The sequence below is a fragment of the Thermohalobaculum sp. genome (genome assembly GCF_058622915.1).
The window spans coordinates 1-14,758 of sequence record NZ_JBZSYN010000163.1 but is presented as its reverse complement, the minus strand read 5'-3'; the positions used below and the strand labels follow the sequence as shown (position 1 = coordinate 14,758).

Annotated in this window: 10 protein-coding genes; 5 read left to right on the top strand and 5 right to left on the bottom strand. The window is 69.1% G+C overall.

Annotated elements, in window-relative coordinates:
* The first annotated feature begins 203 nt into the window (after nt 1-203).
* From AC32QD_RS12555 to queG, 4 genes are all read left to right on the top strand, one after another.
* A complete protein-coding gene (locus AC32QD_RS12555; protein WP_492010849.1) occupies nt 204-1,118 on the top strand; it encodes a zinc ABC transporter substrate-binding protein in 915 nt (304 codons plus the stop codon).
* Between the two features lie 80 nt (nt 1,119-1,198).
* Nucleotides 1,199-3,208 (top strand): peptidoglycan-binding protein, encoded by a 2,010-nt coding sequence (locus tag AC32QD_RS12550; RefSeq protein WP_492010848.1) that lies wholly within the window; start codon nt 1,199-1,201, stop codon nt 3,206-3,208.
* Nucleotides 3,209-3,338: 130 nt separating this feature from the next.
* Nucleotides 3,339-4,007 (top strand): FtsZ-binding protein FzlA, encoded by a 669-nt coding sequence (gene fzlA / locus AC32QD_RS12545; protein ID WP_492010847.1) that lies wholly within the window; start codon nt 3,339-3,341, stop codon nt 4,005-4,007.
* An 89-nt stretch (nt 4,008-4,096) separates the two neighbouring features.
* On the top strand, nt 4,097-5,275 hold the full coding sequence (gene queG, locus AC32QD_RS12540; protein ID WP_492010846.1) for a tRNA epoxyqueuosine(34) reductase QueG: 1,179 nt from the start codon (nt 4,097-4,099) through the stop codon (nt 5,273-5,275).
* Here the strand turns inward: queG and AC32QD_RS12535 are convergent.
* The 5 genes from AC32QD_RS12535 to dprA all read right to left on the bottom strand — a co-directional run bounded on the left by AC32QD_RS12535 (nt 5,241) and on the right by dprA (nt 13,207).
* Nucleotides 5,241-5,993 (bottom strand): tetratricopeptide repeat protein, encoded by a 753-nt coding sequence (locus AC32QD_RS12535; protein ID WP_492010845.1) that lies wholly within the window; start codon nt 5,991-5,993, stop codon nt 5,241-5,243. The genes queG and AC32QD_RS12535 overlap by 35 nt on opposite strands.
* Before the next feature lie 89 nt (nt 5,994-6,082).
* Nucleotides 6,083-8,344, bottom strand: a complete 2,262-nt coding sequence (rnr, locus tag AC32QD_RS12530) for a ribonuclease R (protein ID WP_492010844.1) — start codon at nt 8,342-8,344, stop codon at nt 6,083-6,085.
* A 42-nt stretch (nt 8,345-8,386) separates the two neighbouring features.
* Nucleotides 8,387-9,268, bottom strand: coding sequence for a CE1 family esterase (locus tag AC32QD_RS12525; RefSeq protein ID WP_492010843.1), 882 nt, complete (start codon nt 9,266-9,268; stop codon nt 8,387-8,389).
* Nucleotides 9,269-9,390: 122 nt separating this feature from the next.
* Entirely contained in the window at nt 9,391-11,922 is a 2,532-nt protein-coding gene (gene topA / locus AC32QD_RS12520) for a type I DNA topoisomerase (protein ID WP_492010842.1), read from the bottom strand.
* Nucleotides 11,923-12,007: 85 nt separating this feature from the next.
* Nucleotides 12,008-13,207 carry a DNA-processing protein DprA gene (gene dprA / locus AC32QD_RS12515; protein ID WP_492010841.1) on the bottom strand — a complete coding sequence of 400 codons (1,200 nt, stop codon included), beginning with the start codon at nt 13,205-13,207 and terminating at the stop codon, nt 12,008-12,010.
* Between the two features lie 905 nt (nt 13,208-14,112).
* Here dprA and AC32QD_RS12510 point away from each other — a divergent pair.
* The coding region (locus AC32QD_RS12510; protein WP_492010840.1) for an IS1595 family transposase at nt 14,113-14,758 on the top strand (646 nt) is incomplete at its 3' end.

Genomic DNA, 14,758 nt, shown 5'->3' with positions numbered 1-14,758 from the left:
GTGTCAGGCGCAGGCCACGTGCCGCGGCGGCGCGGGCGAACTCGCCCATCAGGGCCTTGCGGCAGCGGCCGTGGTCATGCTCGGCAAAGGCGACGGCACGGGTGCTCATGCTGGCTCTCGGATGTGGCTGGCAACTTTTGAATTGTTATAACGTAACAATACTGCTAGCAGATCGAGGCCCGCTGTTCAAACAGATTTGCCCGATGCGCAGCCTTGTCCTGATCCTGGCGCTCCTCGTCCTCCTCCCCGCCAGCGCCTCGGCGAAGCCGGAGGTGATTGCCACCGTCGCCCCCGTCGACTCGCTGGTGGCACGGGTCATGGAAGGGGTCGGCGCGCCCCGGCTGCTGGTGCCGCCCGCCGCCGAGCCGCACGATTTCGCGCTCAGGCCCTCGGACGCCGCGGCGCTGGCGCGGGCCAACCTGGTGTTCCGCGTCGGCCCGGCGCTGGAGCCGTGGCTGGACCGGCCGCTCGCTTCACTCGCTGGCCGGGCGCGGGTGGTGCAGCTCGACCGGGTGCCGGGCGTGACCCGACTGCCGCTGCGCCACGGCGTCGCCTTCGACAAGGGCAGCCGCGCCGCTCAGCCGACGCGGCCCCTCGCCGAGACCGGGCTCGATCCGCATCTGTGGCTCGATCCGGAAAACGCCCGGGTCTGGCTCGGCGCGATTGCAAAGGCACTCGGCCAGGTCGATCCGGCGCACGCGGCGCTCTACGCCGCGAATGCGCAGGCGGGGCGGGCCGAGATCGGCGCCCTCGAGGCCGGACTCTCGGAGCGCATCGCCCCTCTGCGCGGCCGCCCCTTCGTGGTGTTCCACGACGCCTTCCAGTATTTCGAGCACCGATTCGGCATCGCCGCGGCCGGCGCCGTGATGCTCAGCGATGCCAGCGCCCCGGGCCCGGCCCGGATCGCCGCGGTTCGCGCCCTCATCGCCCGCAGCGGCGCGCAATGCCTGTTCCGGATGCCACAGATCGACCCCGCGCTGGCCCGGACCGTGGCGCAGGGTACCGGCGCCCGCGTCGCGGTGCTCGATCCGCTGGGAACCAGTCTCAAGCCCGGTCCCGGCCTTTATGCTGCTCTGTTGCAATCGATCGCCGCAGGCCTGGGCAACTGCCTCGGCTGAGGGTTTTTTTGCTGAACAGGAACTGAGCCGGGGCCTTGCTGCGTTATACTCTCCGGCAATGTTAACTGGAGGAGGGTTCGATGAGCCGTCTCGTCGCACTTGCAGGGGCATGGGTGCTGGGCCTCGCCCTGACCGTCACAAGCGCCGCCGCCGCCGATCTGGCGCTGGTGATCGGAAACCACGATTACGCCCGCGCCCCCACGGCGGTAAGCGCCAAGGCCGATGCCGAGGCAGTCGCCCACGCGCTGCGGCAGGGCGGCTACGATGTGATCTTCGGCACCGATCTGAACCGCAACGAGATGCGCCAGACGCTCGCCCGATTCGCCAGGCGGGTCGGCCAGGCGGACCGGGTGGTGGTGTTCTACTCGGGTCTTGCGCTCAGGGCCGACGGACGCAGCTACCTTTCTCCCGTGGACCAGACCAACCACTCGCTGGTCGACGTGATGATGGACGGCGTGCCGCTGGACCTCGTGCTGCGGCTTGCAGCCGAGGGCTCCGGCAAGGCGGTTGTTTTCATCGATGGCGCCCAGCTCCACGGATACGCGCCGCACCATTTCGCCGAGCCCGGGCTGGCCCATATCCGGCCGCCCAAGGGCGTGCTCGTCGTTTCGGCGGCCGCCCCGGGCCGCGCGACCGCGCGCCGCTCTCCGGGCGAGAGCGAGTTCGCGCGCAAGGTGGTGCATGATTTCCTCGCGCCCGGAGCCAGCGTGAGCCAGGCCGTGCAACAGATCGGCTCGCCCGCCTGGGTGGCCGGCGACACAAGCTCGTCGCTGGTTCTGGTTTCGAACGAGCAGGCCGGCGGGGGTGGCACAAGCGGCGCCTCGCCTGCGCAGACCGAGGATCAGCTCAATCTCAGCCGCTCCCAGCGCAGCCAGATTCAGCAGAACCTGACCACGCTGGGCTACGACACGCGCGGCACCGGCGGCATCTTCGGGGGCGGCACGCGCACGGCGATCCGCAACTGGCAGCAGGCCAATAATCTCAACGTGACCGGCTACCTGACACAGGCCCAGATCGCGCTGATCAGCCAGCAGGCACAGTCCGGTTCCGGCGGTCCCTCGGCAGCGCAGGTCGAGGACCAACTCAACCTCAGCCGCTCGGAGCGCAGCCAGATCCAGCAGAGCCTGAATTCGCTGGGCTACGACACCCGCGGCACCAGCGGGGCTTTCGGCGCCGGCACGCGCACGGCGATCCGCAACTGGCAGCGGGCGAACAATCTCAACGAGACGGGCTATCTGACACAGGCGCAGATCGCGCTGATCAACCAGGAGACGTCTCAGGGGAACGCGGGCAACAACGGCCTGTCGCCGGCTCAAGTCGAGGACCAGCTCAATCTCAGCGGGTCCGAGCGCAGCCGGATCCAGGAAAACCTGACCACGCTGGGCTACGACACGCGCGGCACCGGCGGGGCTTTCGGCCCCGGCACGCGCACGGCGATCCGCAACTGGCAGCGGGACAACAATCATAACCCGACCGGCTATCTGACCTCGCAGCAAGTCGCCCAGATCGACCGCCAGGCCGGGCAGGGGGGCTCTGGCAACGCTTCCCCGGCACAGGTCGAGGACCAGCTGAATCTCAGCCGCCCGGAGCGCAGCCGGATCCAGGAGAACCTGACCACGCTGGGATACGACACGCGCGGCACCGGTGGCATCTTCGGCCCGGGCACGCGCTCGGCGATCCGCAACTGGCAGCGGTCGAACAACCATGACGAGACGGGCTACCTGACCTCGCGGCAGGTCGCCCAGATCGACCGCCAGGCCGCGCAGGCCGGCGGCGGCGGGCAAGGGCCGTCGAACCCGGCCGCGACCGAGGCGGCGCTGAACCTTTCGCGCACCGACCGGCTGTCGATCGAGCAGCGGCTCGCCTATCTGGGCTTCCCGCCGGGGCCGCAGGACGGCTTCTTCGACAGCAACACCCGCCAGGCGATCAGCGACTACCAGCGCAGCCGGGGCTACCCCGTCACGGGATACCTCGACCGGCAGACGCTGCATGGTATCGTCAGCGAGACCCGGAACGTGCACACCGGCATCGTGACCGGGGCGCAGCTATTGCGCGACCTGTTGCAGGGGCTCGGCGGCAACCAGCAGTAGGGCGGCCGCGGACCATGGCGCGCGGGCCACAGTTGACGCTGTGGTCCGCGCGAGCCTGCCACGACTCTTGCGTGCGAGTCCGCGCTCCGGCACACAGGGGGTCGAGCAGTCAAGAACACAAAGACCCCCAATGCACAGGCTCTATCACCTTCCGCTATCGCCGTTCAGCCGCAAGATTCGTCTGGTTCTCACCGAGAAGCGCATCGAGTTCGAGCTGATCGAGGAGCGGCCATGGGAGAACCGGCTCGACTTCTTCCGCCTCAATCCGGCGGGCAAGGTTCCCGTGCTGGTCACGCCGACGGGCCAGCCGCTGGCCGAATCCGCGGCAATCTTCGAATATGTCGAGGAAACCGTGCCCGAGCCGCCGCTGCTGCCCAGGGAGCCCATGCAGAGGGCCGAGGTGCGCCGCCTGGTCGGCTGGTTCGACGACAAGTTCAACCGCGAGGTCACCGAGAACCTGCTGTTCGAGCGGGTGACCAAGCGCCTGGCGCGGCTGGGCTACCCGGACGGCGGCTGCCTCAAGGCGGGCAGCCAGAACATCCGGGTGCACCTCGATTACATGACATATCTGCTCGAGGGCCATAACTGGCTGACCGGGCCGCGCATGACCATCGCCGACCTCACGGCGGCCGCGCATCTGAGCTGCCTCGACTATATCGGCGACGTGCCGTGGGAGGACTATCCCTCGGTGCGCGACTGGTACGCGGTGATAAAGTCGCGGCCCTGCTTTCGCGGCGTCCTCGCCGATCATCTGCCGGGGTTCCCCGCGACCGCGCACTACGCCGACCTCGATTTCTGAGCGGGCGAGGGCAGCGTCTCCATTGCCGGCCGGCCGTGAATGGCCTTTGATCGTCGGGCGGGGCAGGGCCATATGTCTCGCGTCGGGTGATGCATGAGGCGGAAGTCGGCGAATTGAACGCACCGGTGACAGCGCCGCGCGGGGCCGCGCTCCGTGCCGAGATCGAGGCGGAGGCGCGCGCCCTCGGCTTCGCCGGCGTCGGCGTGACCCGGCCCGGGGCGGTGCGCGCCGCCGGTGCGCGTCTGCGCGACTGGGTGGCTCAGGGCCAACACGGCGACATGGGCTGGATGGCCGAGCGCCTCGCCTGGCGCGCGGATCCGGCAACGCTCTGGCCGGAGGCGCGCTCGGTGATCATGCTGGCCGAGCCCTATACGCCCGAGCACGACCCGATGGCGCTGCTGGGCCGGCCCCGGCGCGGCGCCATCAGCGTCTACGCGCAGGGGCGCGACTACCACGACGCGGTGAAGAAGCGGCTCAAGCGGCTGGGGCGCTGGCTGATCGAGCGCGCCGGCGGCGAGATCAAGGTTTTTGTCGACACCGCGCCGGTGATGGAAAAGCCGCTCGCTGCTGCGGCCGGGCTCGGCTGGCAGGGCAAGCACACCAACCTGCTCTCGCGCGAGCTGGGCTCGTGGTTCTTCCTCGGCGCCATCTTCACGACGCTGGAGGTCCAAGCGGACAGCCCCGGCGCCGACAATTGCGGGGCCTGCCGGCGCTGCCTCGATGTCTGCCCGACGGCGGCGTTCCCGGCGCCCTATCGGCTCGACGCGCGGCGCTGCATCTCCTACCTCACCATCGAGCTCAAGGGACCCATCCCGCGTGCGATGCGCCCGCTGATCGGCAATCGCATCTTCGGCTGCGACGATTGCCTGGCGGTGTGTCCGTGGAACAAGTTCGCGCAACGGGCCAACGCCATCTACGCCCCGCGCGCGGCCGAGGCGCCGCTGCTGGCCGAGCTGGCCGGGCTCGATGACGCTGCGTTCCGCGCCCATTTCGCCGGCTCGCCGGTCAAGCGGCTGGGGCGCGGGCGGTTCCTGCGCAACGTTATGGTCGCAATCGGCAACTCGGGCGACCCGACGCTGACCGGGACCGCCGAGACGGCCACGCGCGATGCCGATCCGCTAGTGCGCGCCCACGCCGTATGGGCGCTGGCGCGACTGGCCCCGCCCGACCGTTTCGCGTCGGCGCGCCGCGACGACCCCGACCCGATGGTGGCCGAGGAGTGGCGCCTGGGCCTCAGCCCGTCCCGGCCGCCATCTTCTGCAGCCTGAGCCGCGCGGCCTGGGCCACGGCGCCGCCCTTCTGGTCGAGCTCGATCGCCTTCAGCCAGGCGGCTTGGGCGGCGTCGCGCTTGCCGGCCGCCTCGGCCAGGTTGCCCTTCTCGAGCCACAGCGTCGGGTCCTTCGGCGCCAGTTCCTCGGCCCAGGCGAGGTCGGCCCGCGCGCCGACCAGATCGCGCATATGCAGCCGCGCGCTGGCCCGCAGCACCAGGATGTCGGCGTCGGGCTTGCCCTTGTCCAGCGCCTTGCTCAGATCGGCGGCCGCGCCCTGCCAGTCGTTCGCCGCGGCCTTGAGCTGGGCCGACAGCACCAGGACCGGCCGCTTGTCCTTCGCAAGTTTCATGGCCTCGTCGACCGCCTTGTGCCCGGCCTTGAGGTCGGCGAGGTCGAGATAGATCCGCCCGGCCTCGAGCATGATCTCGGCGCGCACCTGGTTCGGCAACTCCCGGTCCCTGGCCGCGATCGAGGTCAACAGGGTGGCGGCCGGCTGCTTCAACCCCTCGGCAAGCAGCGCCAGTGCCCGGCAGTGCTGGGCTGCGGCGCCGCCATTGCCGTCGCTGGCCCACTTGGCGGCCGCGGCATCGGCCTTGGCCGGGTCGCTCTTCACCAGCTTCACGCAGTCGTCGTAGTTGTTCACGGCCAGCGCTGGCGTCGCCGTCAGGGCGGCGCCGAGGGCGAGGGCCGGGATGGTCACACAGAGCTTGCGCATGTCGTCTCCCGTGCGAGGGCCCCGCCGCCACGGCGGCAGGGCGGTCGGATCGAACCCAGCAGCGTCATGCCCCCGCATGCGAAACGTCGTCAGCCGCGGCGGCGTTCCTTGCGGGCGGACTTGGCCCGGGCGATGCGCTCGCGCGCGAGCCTGCGCTTCGGCGTGCCCTTGCGGGGGCCCTTGCCGCGCCGGCCCTTTGCCCGGTGCGGCGCGCCCTCCACGCTTCGCAGCTCGAAGATCATGCCGCCCGTGACCGGGGTGGCCTCGACCAGGCGGACGGTGACCCGCTGGCCCAGCCCGAGCAGCGTGCCCGACTCCTCGCCGCTCAGCGTCTGGCTCGAAGGGTCGTAGCGGAAGAACTCGCGGCCGAGCGAGGAGATCGGCACCAGCCCGTCGGCGCCGGTCTCGTCCAGCTTCACGAACAGGCCGAAGCGGGTGACGCCGTTGATGCGGCCCTCGAACTCGGCGCCGGCGTGCTCGGAGAGGTAGCGCGCGACATAGCGATCCACCGTGTCGCGCTCGGCCTCCATCGAGCGGCGCTCGGTCATCGAGATGTGCTCGGCGGCCTCGTCGAGCCGGTCCACCTCGTCGGGCGCGAGGCCTCCCTCGCCGAGCCTGAGCGCGCGGATCAGGGCACGGTGCACCACCAGGTCGGCATAGCGCCGGATCGGCGAGGTGAAATGCGCGTAGCGGCGCAGGTGCAGGCCGAAATGGCCGAAATTCTCCGGCGCATAGTAGGCCTGCATCTGTGCGCGCAGCACCGACATCTGCACCATTTCCGAAAACTCGGTCTCGCGCGCCTGGTGCAGCAGCCGGTTCAGGTGCTTGGTGGTCAGGACCTGGGCCTTGGCCAGCGAAAGCCCGATCGATTCGACCGCCTCGCGCAGGGCGTCGAGCTTCTCGGGGTCGGGCTCCTCGTGCACGCGATAGATCAGCGGCGTCTTGCGCCGCTCCAGCGTCTCGGCGGCGGCGACGTTGGCGAGGATCATGAACTCCTCGATCAGCCGGTGCGCATCGAGCCGCTCGCTGGCGCGGATGGCGGCGACGTTGCCCTCGGCGTCGAGCTCGATCTTGCGCTCGGGCATGTCGAGGTCGAGCGGCTGGCGGCTCTCGCGGGCGTTGGCTGCGGCACGGTACGCGCTGAACAGGGGCCGGATTACCTCGTCCACGAGCGGCTCGGTCGCTTCGTGGGGCCGTCCGTCCTCGGCGTCCTGCACCTGCGCGTAGGTCAGCGAGGCGCGCGAGCGCATCAGGCCGCGGGTAAAGCGGTGGCCGGTCACCTTGCCGCCCGAGTCGAGCACCATGCGCACGGCTATCACCGGGCGCTCCACGCCCTCGTGCAACGAGCACAGTTCGGCCGACAGCGCCTCGGGCAGCATCGGGGCCACCCGGTCGGGGAAATAGGTGGAATTGCCGCGCCGCCGGGCCTCGCGGTCCAGCACCGAGCCGGGCCGGACGTACCAGGCGACGTCGGCAATGGCGACCCAGACGATCCAGCCGCCTTCGTTGCGGGGGTCGTCGTCCGCGATCGCGGCCACCGCGTCGTCGTGGTCGCGCGCGTCCTCGGGGTCGATGGTCACCAGCGGCAACTGCGTCAGGTCCTCGCCATACGGTGCGGCGGCCGGGCTCATGGCCTCGGCCGCCTCGATCACCTCGTCGGGGAACTCGTAGGGAATGCCGTGTTCGTGGATGGCGATCAGCGACAGCTGGCGCGGCGCGCCGGGGTCGCCGAGCCGCGCCAGGACGCGGCCGTGCGGAAGGCCCAGGTGCTGGCCGCCGGTGGCCTCGGCCTCGACCAGTTCGCCCTCCTGCGCCCCTTCGGCGGCGTGCCGGGGGACCAGCCATTCCCTGTCGTTGCGCTTGTCCACGGGCACGACGCGGCCGCCCTGCGCGGTCTCGCGGAACACCCCGAGCAGGCGCTTGGGGCCGCCGCGCAGGCGCTTGATCATGCGCGCCTCGTAGCTGAGCGCGCCGTCCTCGTGCACCGGGTGCAGCTTGGCCAGGAAGCGGTCGCCGGCGCCCAGCGCGGGGTCGCCCTTCTTCGGTACGTAGAGAATTCGCGGCGGCTCGTGTGCCTCCGACCAGTCGACCGGGCGGGCGAAGATGTCGCCGTCGGCGTCCGGCTCGCAGGCGATCAGCACGCCGACGGGGGGCAGGTGCCCGGACTCGCGCAGGCGCTTGCGCGAGCGCACCAGGTGGCCTTCGTCCTCGAGCTCGCGCAAGAGCCGCTTGAGCTCGACCCGGCCGCCGCCCTTGATGCCGAAGGCGCGCGCGATCTCGCGCTTGCCGGCCTGGCCGGGATTGTCGCGGATCCAGTCGAGAATCTCGTGCTTGGAGGGAAAATGTTTCATGCGTCGCCACCAATATGGGTCGGGTGCGGCGAAATCAAACGGTCAGCGGCGGTTCAGCTCGGTGAAGAAGTCCTCGATCTCGGACGTGGCCGAGATGTCGCGGCTGGTCGTGCCCAGCTCCCGTTCGACCCAGTGGTGATTGTAGTTGCCGGGCCAGGTATGGCCGCCACCCTCGACGATGTACTGGCGCAGCGGCGCCGTGCAGCCGCGATAGGCGTGCATCTCGACTCTGGTGCCATCCCCGGGATAGATGTCGGGGATCGGGATCGTGTCGAACGCGCCGCAGCCGTTGCGCACGGCGAAGATCGCCGCGGTATTGCGGGCCGAGAGCACGCGGCCGCGCCTGGCACCGAGGAATCTGACTTCGCCGCCCCCGAAAGGCACCACCGGGTCGGCGGTGCCCTCGATCAGCAGCAACGGCACCGGCGGGCCATTCTGGCAGCTCAGCGTCTTGGGCAGGTTCATGGCGACCACGGCGGCGCCGGCGGCCAGCTTCGGTGCCTCGCAGATTACGCGAAAAACCATTCCGCCCCCGTTCGAGACGCCGGCAAAATAGACCCGCGCCGGGTCGATCAAGCCTTGCCCGGCCAGCTTGTCGATCAGCGCGCGCAGGAAGCCCAGGTCGTCCGCCTTCGACAGCGCGCGCCCATCCGGACCGGTTCGGCCGTCGTTCCAGTGGCGGTCCAGCCCCACCGGGTAGATCTCGGCCCAGCTCCTCTTGTGCAGGGTGAACATGGCGATCCGGCGCATGCGGCTTGGCACCGTGGCGGCGCCGTGCAGCACGATGATGGCCGGGGCCTGGCGCGGGCCCTCAGGCGGTTCGAGAAAGTACTGGCGCGTCACGCCGTCGAATTTCATCGACTCCTGCGCAGCCGCGGGCAGCGCGGTGACGGCGAGGATGAGGGCGGCGAGGATCAGGCGCATCCGGGTCTCGCAAGCAGGCGGCAGGTCGTGCCCGGACCCTTTCCGGGCATCCGCACGGACGTGCATTAGGCCGGACTCCGGATCGCCGGGTCAAGCCCGGCCTTGCCTGCGGGGGCCGGCGCCTAGCCTTTCGCCGCTTTCCCGCTCTTCGCCGTCCTCGTCCCGCTCTTGCGCTTCTTGCCCTTGCCGCTCTTGCGCTTGGCCTCGACCAGCTCGATCGCCTGCTCGCGGGTCAGTGCCTCGGGGGCGGTGCCCTTGGGCAGCGTGGCGTTGGTGCCGTTCCACTTGACGTAAGGCCCATAGCGCCCGGGCATGAGGTTGAGCGCACCGCCGTCGGGGTGCTCGCCCAGCTCGCGCAGCGGCTTGGCCTCGGGCCGGGCGCCGCCCTTGCGCGCGGCCTTCTGGGCCAATAGCTCGACCGCCCGGTTCATCCCGATCGTCAGCACGTCGTCGCCGCGCGTCAGGCTGGCGAAGATCCGGCCATGCTTCACGTAAGGTCCGTAGCGACCCACTCCGGCCTCGACCGGCTCGGCGTCCTCGGGGTGTCGGCCGATCTCGCGCGGCAGCGAGAGCAGCGCCACGGCGTTGCCGAGGTCGATGTCCATGCCCTTGGGGACCGAGACGCGCTTGGGCTTCTCCTCGGTGCCCTCGGCCTGCTCGCCGAGTTGCACGTAGGGCCCGAAGGGGCCCGAGCGCAGCGTCACCGGCTGGCCCTCGTGCTCGCCGAGCACGCGGGTCTCGGCGCCGCCATTGGCGTCGGCCGCCAGCGGCCGGGTGTAGCGGCACTCGGGATAGTTCGAGCAGCCGATGAAGGCCCCACCCTTCTTCGAGGTCCTCAGCCCCAGCCGTCCGGTCCCGCAGTCCGGGCAGGCGCGCGGGTTCGAGCCATCGCCCGGGTCGGGGAACAGATGCGGCCCCAGCGCCTCGTCGATCTTCTCCAGCACCTCGCCGATGCGCAGGCCCGAGGTCTCCTCCACCGCGGCCGAGAACTCCTCCCAGAACTCGCCGAGCACGCGCCGCCAGTCGACCTGGCCGCCCGAGATCCCGTCGAGCTGGTCCTCCATGTTCGCGGTGAAGTCGTAGGAGACGTAGCGCGAGAAGAAGTTGACCAGGAAGGCCGTGACCAGGCGGCCCTTGTCCTCCGGGTGCAGGCGGCCCTTCTCCTTGCGCACGTAGCCGCGGTCCTGGATGGTGCCGATGATCGAGGCATAGGTCGAGGGCCGGCCGATGCCCAGCTCCTCCAGACCCTTGACCAGCGTCGCCTCGGTGTAGCGCGGCGGCGGCTGGGTGAAGTGCTGCTCGGGCACCACCTCGCGCTGGCCGAGCGCCGCGCCTTGGGTGATCGGCGGCAGGCGGCGGCTCTCCTCGTCGTCGTCGGCCGTGCGATCGTCGCGGCCCTCCTCGTAGACGCGCAGGAAGCCGTCGAAGACCGGGACCTGCCCGGTGGCGCGCAGGCCGACGCGTCCGGCGCCATCGCCGATCTCCACGGTGGTCCGCTCGAACCGCGCCGCGGCCATCTGGCTTGCCAGCGCGCGCTTCCAGATCAGCTCGTAGAGCCGGGCCTCGTCGGCACCGAGATGCAGGTCGCCGGGGCCGGCCTCCATCCGCGTCGGGCGAATGCACTCGTGCGCCTCCTGCGCGTTCTTTGCCTTGGTCTTGTAGAAGCGCGGCTTCTCGGGGACGTATCGCCCGCCGAAGCGCGCGCCGATGGCGTCGCGCGCCGCGTGCACCGCCTCGGGCGCCATGTCGAGCCCGTCGGTGCGCATAAAGGTGATGTGCCCGGCCTCATAGAGCCGCTGGGCCGTGCGCATGGTCTGCTCGGGCCCCAGCCCGAGCTTGCGCGAGGCCTCCTGCTGCAGCGTCGAGGTCATGAAGGGCGGCCAGGGGTTGCGCGTGACCGGCTTCGCCTCGACCGACAGCGCGCTCAGCGCCGCTTCTGCGATGCGCGCGACGGCGTCGCGGGCGGCGGCCTCGTCCGCGAGGTCGAAGCGGTCTAGCTTCTGGCCATCGAGCGCGACCAGCCGGGCCTCGAATGCCTCGCCCCCGGGCGTGGTCAGGACTGCCTTGACGGTCCAGTACTCGCGGGGACGGAAGGCCTCGATCTCCATCTCGCGCTCGACGATGAGCCGCAGCGCGACCGACTGCACGCGGCCTGCCGAGCGGGCGCCCGGCAGCTTGCGCCACAAGACCGGCGAGAGGGTGAAGCCCACCAGGTAGTCGAGCGCGCGCCGCGCCAGATAGGCCTCGACCAGCTGCATGTCGATCTGCCGCGGCTTCTCCATCGCCTGCGCGACCGCGTTCTTGGTGATGGCGTTGAACACCACGCGGTCGACGCGCGTGTCCTTCTTCAGAGCGCGACGCCGCCGCAACGCCTCGACCAGGTGCCACGAGATCGCTTCGCCCTCGCGGTCGGGGTCGGTGGCGAGGATCAGCCGGTCGTCCTGCTTCAGCGCCTCGGCGATCGCGCGAATGTGACGCTGGGCCTTGGGATCGACCTCCCAGGTCATCTCGAAGCCGCTGTCGGGGTTCACCGAGCCGTCCTTCGCCGGCAGGTCGCGCACATGGCCGTAGGAGGCCAGCACGGTGTAGTCCGTGCCGAGATAGCTGTTGATCGTCTTGGCCTTTGCCGGGGACTCGACGACGACGACGGCCATGCAGCTCCTCCTCACCCCGCGCCGGTTGGACGCGGGGCGGAAGATGGGTGCAAGACCCGCCCCTGTCAACAAGGGGCGGCGGCGCTCAGTCCGGAGCGGTCCGCGCGATCGCGCCGCCGGGCAACAGCTCGACGCGCCCCGCAAGATCGAGCTCGAGCACGGCGAGCGAGACCTCGGCGGGCGCGGCGCCGCACAGGCGCGCGAGCTCGTCGAGGTCGACCGGGCGGGGGCCGACGAGGCGCATGATCTGCTCGGTCAGCGCGCCGTCATGGCCGAGCGCCGCCTCGCCATCATCGACGTCGTCGAGACCGGCCGCGGCGATCTCGTCGTCGAAGAACCCGTCCTCGAACAGGAAGTCCTGGCCCGGTTCTGCGGGCTCCAGCGTGCGTGGTGCGGCGAGCGCCTCGAGCACGTCGTCGACGGTGCGGATCAGCGCCGCGCCCTCGCGGATCAGCTGGTTCGAGCCACCAGCGCGCGGGTCCTCGGGGCCGCCGGGGCAGGCCATGACCTCGCGCCCCTGGTCCAAGGCGCAGCGCGCTGTGATCAGGCTGCCCGAACGGACCGCTGCCTCGATCACCAGCACGCCGTCCGCAAGGCCGGAGACGATACGGTTGCGCCGCGGAAAATGGCGCGAGGTCGCCTCCATGCCCATTGGACACTCGGAGACCACCGCGCCGCGTTCCGCGATGCGGGCGGCCAGCGCTGCGTTCTCGGGCGGGTAGACGCGGTCGACGCCGCCTGCCATCACGGCGACGGTGCCGGTCTCCAGCGTGGCCTCGTGCGCCGCGGCGTCGATGCCGCGGGCGAGGCCCGAGACCACGACGTGGCCCGCCTCGCCCAGCCCGCGCGCCAGGTTGCGCGCCGCGCGCAGGCCCAGCGCCGAGGCATTGCGCGCGCCGACAATGGCCACGGCGGGGCGACGGAACGGGGCCGGGTCTCCGATCACCCAAAGCGCCGGCGGCGGATGGTCGATCTCGCCAAGGCGCGGCGGATAGTCGGCCTCGCCGAGAAGGACCAGTCGCGCTCCGGCCCGCTCCGCGGCGGCCAGCTCCGTCTCGGCCGCGGCCTCGGGGCAGGGCACATAGCCGTTGCGCCCGCCGGCCGCGGCGAGCGTGGGCAGCGCCGCGAGCGCGCGGCCGGCATTGCCGAAGCGGCGCATCAGATGGGCATAGGTGCGCGGGCCGACATTCTCCGAGCGCGCAAGGCGCAGCCGCGCCAGCCGCTCGGCCTCGGGCAGCGGCGCGGGGTCGGGCCGGTCGGCGGCGACAGGGGCGGTAACGGTCATCACGGGATCCCTCCGGGCTCTCGCAGCGAGCAGAGGGCATCCGTGGTTAATTTGGGATTAACCTCGCTCACGCGCTTCTCCTGTTGGATTATCGGCTTGGTGACTCGCCGCGCTCTGCGAACACATTTTCCCGGTTCGTTGCTGCTCGTTCGATGGCTGCGAGGACGACCGCGCGTTGTCTCGCCACGTGTTCCGGCCTGCCTCTGACATTTGCTCCTAGGAAAAGCAGCCAAAACCTGCGATTGGCGCGGACGGCAGAATCGGGGCATTGGCGCCAACATTGGTTCAAAAAGCCGGCCGGAAATGAAACGTGCAGGAGCCGTCCTCTGAATCCCCTTCTCAGATACGCTGTGACGGATAGAGGGTTATCTAGGAAATGCCAGATGCACATTTTAAAAATGTGATCTCTAAACGTGTTTCCCGTTTCGTATACTATCGCTCACGTGTTCGAATAGGATTCGATCATACTGATTGCGTTTCATTATTTCTTTCTTTACCGTTTCGTTAATCTCAATGCCTTGATAATTGTCTGTTGCCACATTGAGTCTTTTAACGCGAGTTTCAAACCACCCGCGCCGACGTTTTAGTATATCAAACGAGTGGCCGAACTGTTCAACGGTACCAATAAATATAAAATAATTGTTAATATTTTTGATTGCTGCCTTCAAATGAGTTTCGCTTATATTGCCTACCGGCGTTCTGTTTATAAATAGGTCAGTCTTGTCCCCGCAGATAAACCGAACTTGGCCGTTATCCAATTCCATCAAATTTGTCTCAGTTACAAACTCCAAAAGCGATCGTCCTTTTGCATGATGATGATAATAAGCGTGCCTATTTCTAAGGGGTGTATCCCCTTGACACAGGTATGAGGATTTGCTATCTACATGGTGTAGGAGGTTCACACCATGTCGAAGCAAACGATCCGCGAGTTCTTCCAGCGCTTCCCTGACGACGAAGCCTGCCTGCGGCACATCTTCGAGGTTCGCTTTGGCGAGCGGCATGTCTGCCGCGCCTGCGGTGTGAACGCAACCTTCCATCGGCTTGCCAATCGTCGGGCCTGGGCGTGCGCTCATTGCGGGGATAACCTCTATCCGACTGCTGGGACCGTGTTCGAGGATACGCGGACGCCGCTGCAACTGTGGTTCTACGCGATCTATCTGTTCGTCACCACGCGCCACGGCGTCTCCGGCAAGGAACTCCAGCGCCAGCTCGGCGTGACCTACAAGACGGCTTGGCGGATGGGCCACAAGATCCGCGAACTGATGGAGCGCGGCGACATTCAGGGGATGCTGGCCGGGCATGTTGAGGCTGACGAAGCCTACATCGGCGGCAAGCGCCCCGGTAAGCGTGGCCGCGGCGCCGAGGGCAAGACCATCGTTCTCGGCCTCAAAGCCCGTGAAGGCGCTATGCAGACGGTCGTGATCCCGAACGTCAAGAAGGCCACCCTGCGCTCCATCGTCAACGAGCGCGTCGAGAAAGGCGCGATCGACTCGACCGATGAACTGATGTTCTATGGCTTACTGACCGGAGACGGCTACCGGCATGGGCTGG

What these genes read in the sequence shown, in the direction of transcription:
- fzlA (WP_492010847.1), top strand. Translation starts at nt 3,339, where the DNA reads ATGCACAGGCTCTATCACCTTCCGCTATCGCCGTTCAGCCGCAAGATT.
- dprA (WP_492010841.1), bottom strand. Translation starts at nt 13,207, where the DNA reads ATGACCGTTACCGCCCCTGTCGCCGCCGACCGGCCCGACCCCGCGCCG.
- AC32QD_RS12525 (WP_492010843.1), bottom strand. Translation starts at nt 9,268, where the DNA reads ATGCGCCTGATCCTCGCCGCCCTCATCCTCGCCGTCACCGCGCTGCCC.
- AC32QD_RS12550 (WP_492010848.1), top strand. Translation starts at nt 1,199, where the DNA reads ATGAGCCGTCTCGTCGCACTTGCAGGGGCATGGGTGCTGGGCCTCGCC.
- topA (WP_492010842.1), bottom strand. Translation starts at nt 11,922, where the DNA reads ATGGCCGTCGTCGTCGTCGAGTCCCCGGCAAAGGCCAAGACGATCAAC.
- AC32QD_RS12535 (WP_492010845.1), bottom strand. Translation starts at nt 5,993, where the DNA reads ATGCGCAAGCTCTGTGTGACCATCCCGGCCCTCGCCCTCGGCGCCGCC.
- AC32QD_RS12555 (WP_492010849.1), top strand. Translation starts at nt 204, where the DNA reads ATGCGCAGCCTTGTCCTGATCCTGGCGCTCCTCGTCCTCCTCCCCGCC.
- queG (WP_492010846.1), top strand. Translation starts at nt 4,097, where the DNA reads ATGCATGAGGCGGAAGTCGGCGAATTGAACGCACCGGTGACAGCGCCG.
- rnr (WP_492010844.1), bottom strand. Translation starts at nt 8,344, where the DNA reads ATGAAACATTTTCCCTCCAAGCACGAGATTCTCGACTGGATCCGCGAC.